This is a genomic window from Paenibacillus sp. F4, assembly GCF_002894905.1.
GTDB lineage: Bacteria > Bacillota > Bacilli > Paenibacillales > Paenibacillaceae > Paenibacillus > Paenibacillus polymyxa_B.
The window spans coordinates 262,353-275,487 of the sequence record NZ_POVS01000013.1; the positions used below are offsets into that span (position 1 = coordinate 262,353).

The following is a 13,135-nucleotide window of genomic DNA, read 5'->3' on the forward strand; positions in this document are numbered from 1 at the left end:
AGTCATTTTACATATGGAGCATTCTTATAATTTCAATAACTGACAGCCTCTACCTTACCGGTAGAGGCTTTTTTATATTCTCTCCTTTGGTTCTGCGCCAATTTGGAAAGGAAGTGATCTCATGTTAACGCCGCATGTGGAGCAAGTGATAACGATGGCGAGTGAATTTAACCTGATTCCTGTGTACAAAAAAGTGCTGGCTGATATGGAGACGCCGATTCGGATTTTCCGTCGGTATGCCGAGCGGGACCGTGCCTTTCTGCTAGAGAGTGTAGAGGGAGGCGAACAGTGGGCGCGACATTCATTCATCGGTACAGACCCGTTCCTAATGGTCTCGGGTAAAAAAGGACGTTTAATATTGGAACAACACGGTAAACGGCAAATATTAAACGACAAGCCGATTGAAGCGCTCAAAGCATTGCTTCGTAAATACCGTAGTCCGAAACTGAAAGAAATGCCTCCATTTACAGGCGGGGCTATCGGATTTTTCGGATATGACTTGCTTCAATACTATGAAAAGCTGCCAGAGCATTCGGTAGATGATTTGAATATGGATGATATTCGTTTTATGTTCTGCGATCAAGTAATTGTCTTTGATCATGTGAAACAGCAAATTTTGCTGGTCGGCAATGTTCATGTAGGTGAAGGGTTCCGCGATGAGGACATTCGTGCTGCTTATGCTGATGTGGAACGCAGGTTGGAGGAAACGGCGCAGTATCTGCGCAAGCAGACCCCGCCTGAGCGATTAGGATCGGCTTCCATTCCTGATGACGTGGAACTAGGTGAGATCCAATCCAATGTGACGAAGGAACAGTTTATATCAAACGTAGAGCAGGCGAAGGAGTATATCCGCTCCGGTGATATTTTTCAGGTTGTACTATCCCAGCGTTTTCACATTGATACAGAGGCCTCACCATTACAGGTATACCGCGTGCTGCGCACGATGAACCCGTCGCCATATATGTATTATTTGAAAATGGATGACGAGATCATCGTAGGCACTTCGCCTGAGGCACTCGTCAAGGTGGAAAACGGCCGGGTAGAAACCCGTCCTATTGCAGGCACGAGACCGCGTGGCGTAACGGAGACAGAAGATTCGGCACTTGCTGAAGAACTGCTAAACGATGAAAAAGAGCGTGCAGAACATCTGATGCTGGTCGATTTGGGAAGAAATGATCTGGGCCGTGTATCACAGTTTGGCACAGTCAAATGCGATACGTTTATGGAGATTGAACGCTATTCCCATGTCATGCACATTGTTTCCAATGTGTCGGGTGAGCTACGTGAGGACAAAGATTTCTTCGATGCCTTCCTGTCTTGTCTGCCAGCTGGCACTGTATCGGGGGCTCCGAAGCTACGGGCCATGGAGATTATTGCCGAGCTGGAGCGGGAAGCACGCGGACCCTATGCAGGGGCGATTGGATATTTGGGCTTCTCGGGCAATATGGACGCTTGCATTACGATTCGCACGATTGTGTTTAAAAAGAACCGGGCCTATGTCCAGGCAGGCGCTGGAATTGTGTGGGACTCGGTTCCGGAAAGCGAGTATCAGGAGACGGTAAACAAAGCAAAGGCATTGCTGAAGGCAATCCGCACGGCAGAAGTGATGTTCCCGGCAACTACACAGCCCTATAACAGCGTCATCAACCAAGATTATTTGTACACTCCGTAACACACAAAAATCTGATTTTGAGGAGGAGACGACAATGGAACGACATGACATGATGCAAGTGGGGTTAAGCCGGATCATGGAGGGACAGCATCTTTCGCGTACGGAGGCCCGTAGCGTAATGGAACAGATTATGAGTGGAAGTGCTACACAGGCGCAAATTGGCGGGCTGCTGACGGCTCTTCGCCTCAAAGGGGAAACGGTAGATGAAATCACTGGTTTTGCCGAGGCTATGCGTAGCTACGCTAGTCCAGTGCAAGCTGAAGAAGGCAGTGGTCGTTTGCTGGACACATGTGGCACTGGAGGTTCGGGTATTCACAAGTTTAATATTTCCACGATATCCGCGATCATCGCAGCTTCGGTGTCAGTACGGGTAGCAAAGCATGGCAATCGTTCTGCAAGTGGCCGTGCCGGGAGCGCTGATGTCCTGGAGGCATTGGGAGTCAACATTCATTTGACGAGTGATCAGGCTAGGTCATGTCTGGACCGAATCGGCATCTGCTTTTTATTCGCACAGCTGTATCATCCGTCTATGAAGCATGCCGCCGCGCCGCGCCGCGAGCTGGGTGTGCGGACGGTATTCAATATGCTTGGTCCTTTGACGAATCCGGCTGGTGCGGATCGGCAGCTGTTGGGCATTTATGACGCCAGCAAAACGGAAGTCATTGCCGAGGTATTGAACCAGCTCGGCTCCAAACGGGCCATGGTTGTCAGTAGTCTGGATGGGCTAGATGAAATTAGTATTTCAGCTGCGACACGAGTATCCGAGCTGAAGGACGGCAAGGTTCACACGTTCGAGCTTCATCCGTCGGATCTGGGCTTGCAGACGCATTCTCTCGATCAGGTGTTGGGTGGCGACGCACAGGTTAACGCAGATATCATACGACGAATTTTGAACGGAGAGCATGGAGCTTATCGGGATGTTGTGCTAGCGAATGCAGGAGCGTGCATTTATGTATCAGGGGCAGCAGGCACCTTGACGGACGGAGTAGCACGAGCGGCAGAAGCCATTGACTCGGGACTGGCACTTTCCAAGCTGGATCAATTAATACAGGCAACGGGGGAATATCAATATGTATCTTGATAAAATCGTGGTGACGAAGCGACAAGAAGTGGAGCAGCTTAAGAAGCATTTTCAAATAAGTGAAGCTGAACGATTAATTGCTGATTTACCTGCGACGAGAGGATTCGAAAATGCGATCGCGAGCGGACGCAACCGTCCGCTCGGACTGATTGCTGAGGTGAAGAAGGCTTCCCCATCCAAAGGGTTGATTCGACCGGATTTCCATCCTGTGGACATTGCACGTGCATATGAGAGAGCAGGAGCGGATTGCATTTCTGTACTGACAGATGTGACGTATTTTCAGGGGAGCCCTGAATATTTACAGCAAATTCGCGATCAAGTGAAGATTCCGTTGCTGCGAAAGGATTTTATCATTGATGAACGGCAAATATATGAAGCTCGTCTGCTGGGAGCGGATGCGGTGCTGTTGATTGCCGCTATCCTGGAACCGCGTGTATTAGGGTCCTTTTTACAGATCGCCAAGGACCTCGGGCTGGACGCATTGGTAGAGGTGCATGACAGTGAGGAGCTTAAAGCGGTGCTGGAGCTGGGGACAGCAACCTTGATTGGTGTAAATAACCGAAATCTGCGGACATTCGAGACTCGTCTCCAGACGACAGAGGAGCTGATCTCACTAATTCCTAAAGGGATTACGTTCATCAGTGAGAGCGGAATTGCGGGACCGGAAGATGTTAAGTATCTGCATTCGGTAGGTGCACACGGTATCCTGGTGGGGGAGCATCTGATGCGCAAGGAAGATGTAGGACAGGCTGTAGCCGAATTGATGGACGGGGTTAAAGCATGAACAAAACGGGCGTAAAAATTTGTGGACTTCAAAGCGTTGAAGTGCTAAAATCTATGGTAAACTTACCGGTCGATTATATAGGTTTTGTGTTTGCCGACAGCAAGCGCCGGATTGACGGCGTACAGGCTGGAGAGCTGCTTCGCGTATTGGATGAATGGACCTCAGGCAGCAGACCGCGCAGCGTGGGTGTATTTGTGAACCCTGGTGATGCACTGTTAAATGATGTGATGGAGAAAGCACCCTTGGATGTCATGCAGCTGCATGGACAGGAGAGTCCGCAGCGCTGTCGGGAGATCAGGGAGCATTTTGGTATACAGGTATTCAAGGCATGGTCTGTGGACAGTCAAGGACAGATAGAACGCTCGGCGGACGAATTGGATGCCTATGTCGGGACAATTGACGCTTTACTGCTGGATACATACGATCCCCTGTATGGTGGCGGCTCCGGAAAAACGTTTGCGTGGGATCGAATTCCTGCCTATCAGGCTTGGACCCATCAACATGGAATACCTTTGTTTGTAGCCGGCGGGCTGACTGCCGATAATGCGGAAAAGCTAGTTCATGAGTATCATCCCGATGGGCTGGATGTATCCAGCGGTGTAGAGACGAACGGAGTCAAGGACATTGCAAAAATCACAGCATTCGTAGAAAGGGTGAAGCAGGCATGACACAATTACCTGATAACAACGGACGTTTCGGAACATTTGGAGGACGTTTTGTACCGGAAACGTTGATGAACGCACTGATTGAATTGGAGGAATCCTACCGTAAGTACGCGGATGATCCCGAGTTTAAAGCAGAGTTGAACGGGCTCCTAAAGGACTATTCTGGTCGGGAAACGCCGCTTTATCATGCGGAGCGTCTGAGCCAGCATTTGGGTGGGGCTAAAATTTACTTGAAGCGCGAAGATTTAAATCATACCGGTGCCCACAAAATCAATAATGCATTAGCTCAGGGATTGTTGGCGAAGCGTATGGGTAAACAGAAGGTCATTGCTGAGACAGGCGCAGGACAGCATGGTGTCGCGACAGCGACTGTGGCTGCGTTGCTCGGATTGGAATGCAAGGTGTTTATGGGCGAAGAGGATACTGTGCGCCAGCAGCTGAACGTCTTTCGGATGCAGCTTTTGGGTGCAGAGGTCATTCCGGTGACATCGGGTACACGTACACTTAAGGATGCCGGGAATGAAGCTTTGCGTTACTGGGTCAGCCATGTCCATGATACGTTCTATATTTTGGGTTCAGCTGTCGGCCCGCATCCTTATCCGATGATGGTGCGGGACTTCCAACGTGTGATTGGTGATGAAACACGTCGCCAGATCCTAGAGAAGGAAGGCAGACTTCCGGATGTCATCGTGGCAGCGATCGGTGGCGGAAGCAATGCCATCGGCATGTTTTATCCTTTTATTGAGGATCAGGGTGTCGCTTTGATTGGCGTGGAGGCCGCTGGAAAAGGTGTCGAAACGGAATTCCATGCAGCTACGATGACCAAGGGAACACAAGGGGTCTTCCAAGGCTCTATGAGCTATCTGCTTCAGGATGAGTACGGACAAGTGCAGCCTGCGCATTCCATCTCGGCTGGACTGGATTATCCAGGTGTTGGACCGGAGCATTCATACCTGAAAGATATTGAGCGGGCCAAGTATGTTCCGATTACCGATCAGGAAGCGCTGGATGCGCTTCAGCTTCTCTGCCGTACCGAAGGAATACTTCCTGCATTAGAGTCGGCACATGCAGTTGCACAGGTCGTCAAGCTGGCACCTACGTTGACGGCAGATGATATTATCGTTATTTGTTTGTCTGGACGCGGGGATAAAGATGTGGACTCCATTATCAAGTATTTGGGAGGAAATCCGTCATGAATTTAATTGATCAGGCGTTTGGTCGCCTTAAAAATGAAGGCAAAACGGCATTAATTCCTTTTCTGACGGTAGGCGACCCGGATGTGGATACTACAATAGAGATCATTCGGCAGTTAGAGTCGGCCGGAGCTGACATATTGGAACTGGGTGTACCCTATTCCGACCCGCTGGCTGACGGTCCTGTAATTCAGCGCGCGTCTGAGCGTGCACTGAAACGGCAAATTTCCATCCGCACGTGCATGGAGACAGCTTCTCTGGCTAGGGCGGCAGGTTCAAGCCTGCCTTTTATTCTGTTCACGTATTATAACCCTGTATTACAGATGGGTATGGATACTTTCTTCGCAGGCTTGCAGGAGCACGGTATCAGCGGTCTGATTATTCCAGACCTTCCGCTTGAGGAAGCGGAGGAGCTGGGAGGACGGGCAGCAGAGGTGGGTGTGCATCTGATTCCTCTGGTGGCTCCAACTTCTGAACAGCGGATCGAGCGAATTGTCCGTCAGGCCCGAGGATTTGTATACTGTGTATCCTCGCTGGGTGTAACCGGGGAAAGAGCCTCCTTTTTTGAAGGTATAGAGGGCTTTATCGCGCAGGTCAAACGGCATACGGATATTCCGGTAGCGGTCGGCTTTGGGATCTCTACTCAAGAGCAGGTAGCCCGGTTTTCAAACATTTGCGATGGAGTTGTGGTCGGCAGTGCTATTGTACGTCAGGTGGAAGAGGCCATTCCATTGCTGAATGATTCTGCGCGCAGGCAAGAAGGTCTTTTGCAAATTCATAATTTTGTGGCACAATTAAAGCAGTAATGGCTGTCAAAATAGAAAGTAATAAATATGTTCTGATTGGATAGAGGAGGTAGGGGCATGCAACCTAAACCGCATATTGTACATTTGCCAGTATATCAGCCCGGTAAACCGATTGAAGACGTAAAACGTGAGCTGGGACTCGATGAAGTCATCAAGCTCGCCTCGAACGAGAATCCGTATGGTAGCTCTCCCAAAGTGTTGCAGGCCATTCAGCAGGAGTTTGCTAACATTAGTGTGTATCCTGACGGAAGTGCAGTAGCTTTGACACAGGCACTAGCTAAACGGACGGGTTTAAAAGAGGAACAGTTTATCTATGGCTGCGGATCTGACGAAATTATTGCGTTGATTACGCGTGCTTTCCTCCTTCCCGGGGAAGAAAGCATTATGGCCGATCAGACATTTTCCGTATACAAAAGTAACGTGGAAATTGAGGGAGCGGTTGCAGTTGAGGTGCCTTTGCGTGACGGTGTACATGATCTGGATGCTATGCTGTCCCACATCAATGACCGTACAAAAATTATTTGGATCTGTAATCCAAATAACCCGACGGGCACGATTGTACCCGAAGCAGAGCTGATTGCTTTTTTGGACCAAGTACCAAAGCATATAATGGTTGTACTGGATGAAGCCTACGCCGAGTTTGTGACGGATCGCTCGTATCCCGACGGCATTGGTTTGTTGCCAGCGTATGAAAACCTGGTTGTATTACGCACCTTCTCCAAAATCTATGGGCTTGCTTCGCTGCGCATTGGTTATGGTATGGGAGCCGAGTCAATCATTCGCTTGATAAATCAGGTTCGTGAACCGTTTAATACATCACGGGTAGCACAGGCTGCGGCCATTGCTGCCTTGGAAGATCAGGAATTTGTTCAAGAATGCCGGGATCGTAATGCAGAGGGCAGAGTTTATTTGCAAAATGAGCTGAAGCGTCTGGGACTGGAGTCTTTCCCGGCACATGGTAATTTTATTATGCTGGATGTACGTCGTCCATCTGGTGAGGTATTCCAGGAGTTGCTTCGTAAAGGTGTGATTATTCGCGCAGGTCATCACAAATATCCGACATATATTAGGGTGTCGGTTGGATCACAGCCGCAAAATGAGTTGTTTATTCGTGCGCTGGAACAGGTCCTGGGGGCGGAAGCGGCGAAAGTACGCCTATAATTTCCGCAGATGGGATTTGATAATTGATGAAGATTGCCATTTTCGGCGTGGGACTGATTGGTGGGTCCCTCGCACTTTGTTTTAAAGGGAAGCCGGATATTACTGTTGTCGGCCATGCTCATCTCCCTGAACTGATGGAACCGATGTTAAGCCGTGGTGTCGTGGACACCGCGACTCTCTCGGTTGAAGAAGCGGCAGCGGATGCCGATTTTATTTTTTTATGCGTACCTGTGGGCTTACTGGAGCATTATCTCGAACTGTTAAGCAAGCTACCGCTTAAAGCGGGTTGTATTATCACTGATGTAGGCAGCACGAAATCGGCAATTGCCAAAAAAGCATCAGAAATTTCTTTGCGCAACGCTTACTTTATCGGTGGTCATCCGATGGCCGGCTCAGAGCGTTCCGGTGTAAAGGCTGCTTCCGCGTTGCTGTTTGAAAACGCATATTATGTGCTTTCCCCGGCAGAGGGTGTGCCTGAAGAAGCATACAGTTCACTGGAACGTTTGTTAAAATATACTAGTGCTCATGTTGTGCGTGTCCAACCTGATATGCACGATGACATTGTCGGTGCGATTAGCCATCTTCCGCATATTATTGCAGCGGCGCTGGTGAATCAGGTGCGAAAGCACAATGATGAAAATCCGTTGTACCGTACATTGGCTGCCGGTGGGTTCCGTGATATTACACGGATAGCCTCTAGTGATCCGATTGTGTGGCGGGATATCTTACTGAGCAATCGTGAAGTTTTACTAGGTCTGTTGGAAGAATGGAACGGACAGATTGAGCGTTTTACCCATTTACTGAGAATACAAGACGGTGAGGGAATCGCTGACGAGTTTTTGACAGCTGGGCACTTCCGCAGTGAACTGCCAGAGCGTCGCAAAGGAGTCATCGTCTCCACGTTTGATCTGTATATTGATGTACCGGATACCCCAGGGATTATCGGGCGAATTGCTATGGAACTCGGTAATCACAGCATTAATCTGAGCAATATGCAAATCATTGAAAGCCGGGAGGATGTCCCAGGCATCATGCGGCTTTCCTTCCGTCAAGAGCAGGATTGGGAGCGTGCCAAGACTCTGCTGGATTCGATGGGATACAAAGTGGTGGTTTAGAAAGGAAAGTGTGTGTTGTGTAAGGAGACCGCTCCGCCTATAAAGCAACACACACTTTCTGGGAGTGAAGTAGTAGAAAAGATTTAGAGCGGACGAAGGTTTCTTCGTCCGCTTTTTTTAAAGCTCCTGTTTTTGAACAAAAAAAGACCACCCGGGTAAAGCCCCGGGTGGTAGCTACTTTTAGTGAAGTAGCTGAGTAGGATAGGAGTGGAGAGAAACCATACTGTACTTTTATTATATGTATACGTTTTCATTTTGTCAATATTTTTTTAAAACGTTTTCTTTTTGTGTATTTATCCTTATTGATGCATTTGAATAGAACACTTTCAATGGGTTTGTCATTTAATCTTGAAAAAATCTAAAATCCCCTGAAAAGCTGTATAAATGAATCAGGTGCCAGCGTTAGGGAGGCATTGATAGAAATCGTTGGGATTTTGGACTTTTTTACTGACGGACATTTTGTGGTACAATGGGTAAGTCCATTTTGGATGTTGAATATTGTTGGGGATAGCACCGTTAATGTTGGCACTACATAGGGTAAGAAAATAACAAATGTTCCATGATGCTGTTTCATCCATTTGCGCAGAGGGCGCAACTTTTTTTGACCTGTTCGGTATATATAGACAGAATCGAACGGGAAAACAGCACATGTATGGGCGAGGAGGGTCTCACTCGGATGATGACAGATTCCCAGATGATTCAGGAAATCAAACAAGGTAATGTTGAGGTTTATTCAGAATTAATGAGGCGGCACCAACGTAAAATTTTAGCTTTTGTTTATCATATGCTGAAAAGTTCGAACCTGGAAATGATTGCTGAGGACTTGTGCTCAGAGACGTTTTATAAAGCGTATCGGAGCCTGCACTCCTTTCGCGAGGTAGACGCATCGTTCTCCACTTGGTTATATACGATTGCACGCAATACGGTGCTAAGTGAGCTTCGCAAGCACCGTAGCGGTCAGGTTCCATTGGAAGAGAGCGGTTATGTACCGGTAGCTCCATCGGATGTAATTCCGGAGCAGGCTGTCCTTCGCGGCGAGAAGGTAGAAATGGTTCGTGAAGCGATCAATAGATTGCCTGAGAAGCAGCGATCTGCACTGATATTGCGTGAATATGAGCAATTGGATTATCAGGAGATTGCGACTATTTTAGGACAGACGGTCAGTGCAGTGAAGTCATTGCTTTTCCGGGCAAGATCCAGTGTGAAGACGCAGTTGGAGCCTTATTTTTTTGAGCCTCTCTATGAGGAAAACGAAGGGATGAGCAGCCAATGAAATCCAGGGACACTGAGGATTTGTTCGCTACAGGCAAAAATGTATCGAAACAAGACTCGGAGCGCAGACGGGCCAAAAGCTCGTCTGCCGGGTGGGAGCATGGTTCGGAAGAAAATGATTGGAATTTGTCAAAAGAAAATCGATCCGCTATTCGTGACATCTCTTTTGAAATAACAGATGATAAGCTAGAGGCGATGAATCGCAGGGTCATGGATCGAATTTATGAAGAATCACCGTGGCTTGTTCCGGGCGAGCATCGTCGTGCACGTGTGAACCCAGCAGCCCGTAAGTATATGTCTGTATGGATCGCCGGCTTCTTGGCCGTATTTTTGTGCAGCTTTTTGTTTTTGAACTGGAATGGAAGCTCCTCTCAGGAAAATCCCCCTCAAGCAGCTCCTGTCATGGACACTGGCATTTTACCGACAGGCCTGTTGGAAACTACAAGTACATCTCCACAATATCATTACCACATTAAAGATGTGAATAGTGGCATTATGGACCCGCTGGTTGCTAGCATTGTTCCTACTTATCCGCAATACTGGATGCTGTTGTCTGTATTGGCACTTGCGCTTGCTTTATTTTCTCTGGGCTGGATCCATCGGGCGAGAAGGGTCAGAAATTAGCAGGACAGCTGGTCCAATATGAATTCATAACAATGACTGAATAACAAAACAGCGGAGGAAACGACACGATGCTTATTGGCTTGATCAGACATGGATTGACAGATTGGAATGCGGTAGGGAAAATCCAGGGCCACAGTGATATTCCGTTGAATGAGGAAGGGCGCCGACAGGCACGCTTGCTGGCAGAACGATTAAAGGAAGATCCTTATCATTGGGACGGGCTTATTACAAGTAGTCTCTCCAGAGCGAAAGAGACCGGGGAGATTATTGCTTCTGCTCTGCATCTCCCGTTTTTAGAGCCTGATGATCGACTAAGAGAACGTGCTTATGGTCAGGTCGAGGGCATGACACAGGCCGAGCGTGAAGAGAAGTGGGGAGTCGACTGGCATCTGCTGGATCTAGGGCAGGAAAGCGATGCGGATCTTCAGCTTCGTGGGCTAGCTTTTATGGAGGCCATTTGGACGGAAAATCGGGACAAGAATCTGCTGGTCGTTTCCCACGGCGGTTTTTTGGCTAATTTGTATAAGGCTCTGTATCAGGAAAAATTCACGGAACGAATCGGCAATTTGTCACTTAGTGTACTCCAGCGTGAGGATAGGGATTGGGCACCACTTTTGTATAATTGCACGAAGCATTTGCAAGAGAAAAGTGACTGTAACTCCAAAAGTTAGTGAAAGACCAAGGCTTCTACTCATTGTAGGAGTCGTGGTCTTTTTTTATTTTTTAATTATAGCTTTGCAAAAAAAGAGGTTTAGAGTCTGAACAATCCGTCAAAGCTGTGGGTACAACAGGTAAGAATCAATTCCGGATGACAGTCCAGTGACGAGGCGATGGAACAATGAATCTGGCGGATATGCTGACATTTGCGGATATTGTGCATTTGAACAGAATCGCGGTGTATTACGATTGTGACTGTAAACCTAATTCCAAACATGAGTTGATCCAGGGGATTTTGACGAAGCTCGGAAGCAGTAGTTTTTTTGAGACGCAGGTCAAGGAGCTGAGGTTGTCAGAGGTAAGGTTTTTGAACGCGCTGCTGTTCGATGACCGACCGTATTTCAGCATGGAGGAATTGATTGCAATAGCCAAACAGTCTGTTGAGGAGGACGAGAATCCTGGTGAGCGGCCAAGGGATATTGTGACCCGTCTGCGTTCTAGTGGCTGGTTGTTCAACGGTTCGACGCACAATACGAGGTATTTGTTCCAAATTCCGTTGGATATGAAGGAGCGCTTTCGACGTGTTATGGTACATGACTTCCAAAACGGAATGACCCGGGTAAGCGAACCGTCGTCGTACCGGGATGAAGGGCATCTGCTGGCAGAGGATTTACGGCTTTTCCTTCAATACATGGGGCAGCATGAGGTTCCGCTAAATCCCGAGGGAGCTTGGTATCGTCGCAATCAGCAGCAGCTGATGGAACATTTGCACATTGCGGAGCCGCTTTTGGGTAAGGGAGGATGGCGTTTCGGGTATGGCTCCTCTTTTAAGTTTTATCCAGACCGAATGGCACTACTTTATGATTATGCCCGTCACTCCAAGTACATTGAGGAGAAAGGGGACCAAGTTGTGCTGACGGCCAAGGGAGAAGCGCATCAGGAGCATACAATTGAGGAAGAAATGATACAGCTATTCAGGTTTTGGTTAAGATTGTATAAAGGAGCCGTTCCTAATTTGCTGTCTCTAGTCTACTGGATTGGAGAATGTGCCAGGCCCTGGACGTCCTCAGAGTCGCTTTTTGTACATATCGGCCCACTGATTCGACCGTTTTACTATGATACTCCCCGTTCGGTCTTTGATCAGAGGATTATACGAATGATGCTTCACTTGGGTATGCTTCGTCAGGGTGAACATTTGACGGGACCATCTGTACAGATGACGGCCTGGGGGCTGAAGTTGGCGGGAGAGTGCCGCATTGGGCGGAACGACTCGGGTATACGGCTCCATTGACAAGCAGCACACATGTTGATAGAATTTCACCCAAATGAGAGGGTGAAGTTGATGCTGATTCACTATAACGGAAACATGCCACAGCTCCATTCATCTGTCTATATGGCAGAAGGAGCAAAAATTGTCGGAAAAGTAACGATCGGTCAAGATTCCTCTGTATGGTTTAATGCCGTACTGCGCGGAGATATGGCGCCTATCATCATCGGTGAACGCTGCAATATTCAGGACGGTGTCGTGGGACATGTGAACACGGATCAGCCCCTGTTGCTGGCGGATGATATTTCGGTAGGTCATGCTGCAATAATCCACGGTTGTACGGTAGGCAAAGGCACTTTAATCGGTATGGGGGCCATTGTACTCAACGGAGCGGAGCTTGGTGAATATGCTTTAATAGGAGCAGGGTCGGTCGTTACGGAAAATACCAAAATACCACCCTATACTCTTTCTCTCGGTACACCTGCCAAAGTGGTGCGCGAATTGACAGATGCAGATTTGCAGCGGATGTCACGAACGGCACTCAGCTATGTGGCGAAAGGAAAAGAATATAGGATCTCTTAAACTCATGTTGGAGGTGCATCCTATGGATAAAATGAAGGTTACTTATGAAGTAATGTTGGGCCTGTCTGCTGAAATGGTTTTGGACGAGGCATTACGTAAACACCGGAGTGAAAAACTCTACAAGGATATTGATGAGGCGCTAGCCTCCGGAGATGAAGTAGCTTTTCGTCATCTTACGGATGAGCTGAAAGCAATGAGTTAGAACAATCTTAGGAATTCTGAGTTGGATTTCAGGCGAATCTTTAGTTCAAGATTA

General features: G+C 48.2%; 14 protein-coding genes. All 14 read left to right on the plus strand.

Translation table 11 applies throughout. The features are described from left to right. Positions 1-121 precede the first annotated feature (121 nt). The 14 genes from trpE (at position 122) to C1T21_RS14505 (ending at position 13,081) form a co-directional block, all read left to right on the plus strand. The gene (trpE, locus tag C1T21_RS14440; protein ID WP_103048739.1) at positions 122-1,672 is read left to right on the plus strand and encodes an anthranilate synthase component I; all 1,551 of its coding nucleotides are present in this window, start codon (positions 122-124) and stop codon (positions 1,670-1,672) included. 34 nt (positions 1,673-1,706) lie between these two features. Further along, positions 1,707-2,753: an anthranilate phosphoribosyltransferase gene (gene trpD / locus C1T21_RS14445; protein ID WP_103048740.1), complete on the plus strand. Its 1,047-nt coding sequence runs from the start codon at positions 1,707-1,709 to the stop codon at positions 2,751-2,753. Next, a complete protein-coding gene (trpC, locus tag C1T21_RS14450; RefSeq protein ID WP_103048741.1) occupies positions 2,743-3,537 on the plus strand; it encodes an indole-3-glycerol phosphate synthase TrpC in 795 nt (264 codons plus the stop codon). The genes trpD and trpC overlap by 11 nt, the downstream gene beginning before the upstream one ends. Next, entirely contained in the window at positions 3,534-4,205 is a 672-nt protein-coding gene (locus C1T21_RS14455; RefSeq protein ID WP_103048742.1) for a phosphoribosylanthranilate isomerase, read from the plus strand. Before trpC ends, C1T21_RS14455 begins: the two co-directional genes overlap by 4 nt. Further along, entirely contained in the window at positions 4,202-5,398 is a 1,197-nt protein-coding gene (trpB, locus tag C1T21_RS14460; RefSeq protein ID WP_013310713.1) for a tryptophan synthase subunit beta, read from the plus strand. Before C1T21_RS14455 ends, trpB begins: the two co-directional genes overlap by 4 nt. After that, positions 5,395-6,201, plus strand: coding sequence for a tryptophan synthase subunit alpha (gene trpA / locus C1T21_RS14465; protein ID WP_025723082.1), 807 nt, complete (start codon positions 5,395-5,397; stop codon positions 6,199-6,201). Before trpB ends, trpA begins: the two co-directional genes overlap by 4 nt. Before the next feature lie 57 nt (positions 6,202-6,258). After that, the gene (gene hisC / locus C1T21_RS14470; protein WP_103048743.1) at positions 6,259-7,362 is read left to right on the plus strand and encodes a histidinol-phosphate transaminase; all 1,104 of its coding nucleotides are present in this window, start codon (positions 6,259-6,261) and stop codon (positions 7,360-7,362) included. Between the two features lie 26 nt (positions 7,363-7,388). Further along, on the plus strand, positions 7,389-8,477 hold the full coding sequence (locus C1T21_RS14475; protein ID WP_103048744.1) for a prephenate dehydrogenase: 1,089 nt from the start codon (positions 7,389-7,391) through the stop codon (positions 8,475-8,477). 676 nt (positions 8,478-9,153) lie between these two features. Continuing rightward, positions 9,154-9,750 (plus strand): RNA polymerase sigma factor, encoded by a 597-nt coding sequence (locus tag C1T21_RS14480; protein WP_172828252.1) that lies wholly within the window; start codon positions 9,154-9,156, stop codon positions 9,748-9,750. Beyond that, positions 9,747-10,373, plus strand: a complete 627-nt coding sequence (locus tag C1T21_RS14485) for an anti-sigma factor (protein ID WP_103048745.1) — start codon at positions 9,747-9,749, stop codon at positions 10,371-10,373. The genes C1T21_RS14480 and C1T21_RS14485 overlap by 4 nt, the downstream gene beginning before the upstream one ends. A 68-nt stretch (positions 10,374-10,441) precedes the next feature. After that, entirely contained in the window at positions 10,442-11,044 is a 603-nt protein-coding gene (locus C1T21_RS14490; protein ID WP_103048746.1) for a histidine phosphatase family protein, read from the plus strand. Between the two features lie 167 nt (positions 11,045-11,211). After that, entirely contained in the window at positions 11,212-12,321 is a 1,110-nt protein-coding gene (locus C1T21_RS14495) for a hypothetical protein (protein WP_103048747.1), read from the plus strand. Between the two features lie 51 nt (positions 12,322-12,372). Continuing rightward, positions 12,373-12,879 (plus strand): gamma carbonic anhydrase family protein, encoded by a 507-nt coding sequence (locus tag C1T21_RS14500; protein ID WP_023989153.1) that lies wholly within the window; start codon positions 12,373-12,375, stop codon positions 12,877-12,879. Between the two features lie 22 nt (positions 12,880-12,901). After that, complete coding sequence (locus tag C1T21_RS14505; protein ID WP_013371655.1) at positions 12,902-13,081, plus strand: IDEAL domain-containing protein; 180 nt, start codon at positions 12,902-12,904, stop codon at positions 13,079-13,081. Positions 13,082-13,135 lie beyond the last annotated feature (54 nt).

Excerpts from the sequence above, each read along its gene's own strand:
- trpE (WP_103048739.1), top strand. The coding sequence starts at position 122 with ATGTTAACGCCGCATGTGGAGCAAGTGATAACGATGGCGAGTGAATTT.
- trpD (WP_103048740.1), top strand. The coding sequence starts at position 1,707 with ATGGAACGACATGACATGATGCAAGTGGGGTTAAGCCGGATCATGGAG.
- trpC (WP_103048741.1), top strand. The coding sequence starts at position 2,743 with ATGTATCTTGATAAAATCGTGGTGACGAAGCGACAAGAAGTGGAGCAG.
- C1T21_RS14455 (WP_103048742.1), top strand. The coding sequence starts at position 3,534 with ATGAACAAAACGGGCGTAAAAATTTGTGGACTTCAAAGCGTTGAAGTG.
- trpB (WP_013310713.1), top strand. The coding sequence starts at position 4,202 with ATGACACAATTACCTGATAACAACGGACGTTTCGGAACATTTGGAGGA.
- trpA (WP_025723082.1), top strand. The coding sequence starts at position 5,395 with ATGAATTTAATTGATCAGGCGTTTGGTCGCCTTAAAAATGAAGGCAAA.
- hisC (WP_103048743.1), top strand. The coding sequence starts at position 6,259 with ATGCAACCTAAACCGCATATTGTACATTTGCCAGTATATCAGCCCGGT.
- C1T21_RS14475 (WP_103048744.1), top strand. The coding sequence starts at position 7,389 with ATGAAGATTGCCATTTTCGGCGTGGGACTGATTGGTGGGTCCCTCGCA.
- C1T21_RS14480 (WP_172828252.1), top strand. The coding sequence starts at position 9,154 with ATGATGACAGATTCCCAGATGATTCAGGAAATCAAACAAGGTAATGTT.
- C1T21_RS14485 (WP_103048745.1), top strand. The coding sequence starts at position 9,747 with ATGAAATCCAGGGACACTGAGGATTTGTTCGCTACAGGCAAAAATGTA.
- C1T21_RS14490 (WP_103048746.1), top strand. The coding sequence starts at position 10,442 with ATGCTTATTGGCTTGATCAGACATGGATTGACAGATTGGAATGCGGTA.
- C1T21_RS14495 (WP_103048747.1), top strand. The coding sequence starts at position 11,212 with ATGAATCTGGCGGATATGCTGACATTTGCGGATATTGTGCATTTGAAC.
- C1T21_RS14500 (WP_023989153.1), top strand. The coding sequence starts at position 12,373 with ATGCTGATTCACTATAACGGAAACATGCCACAGCTCCATTCATCTGTC.
- C1T21_RS14505 (WP_013371655.1), top strand. The coding sequence starts at position 12,902 with ATGGATAAAATGAAGGTTACTTATGAAGTAATGTTGGGCCTGTCTGCT.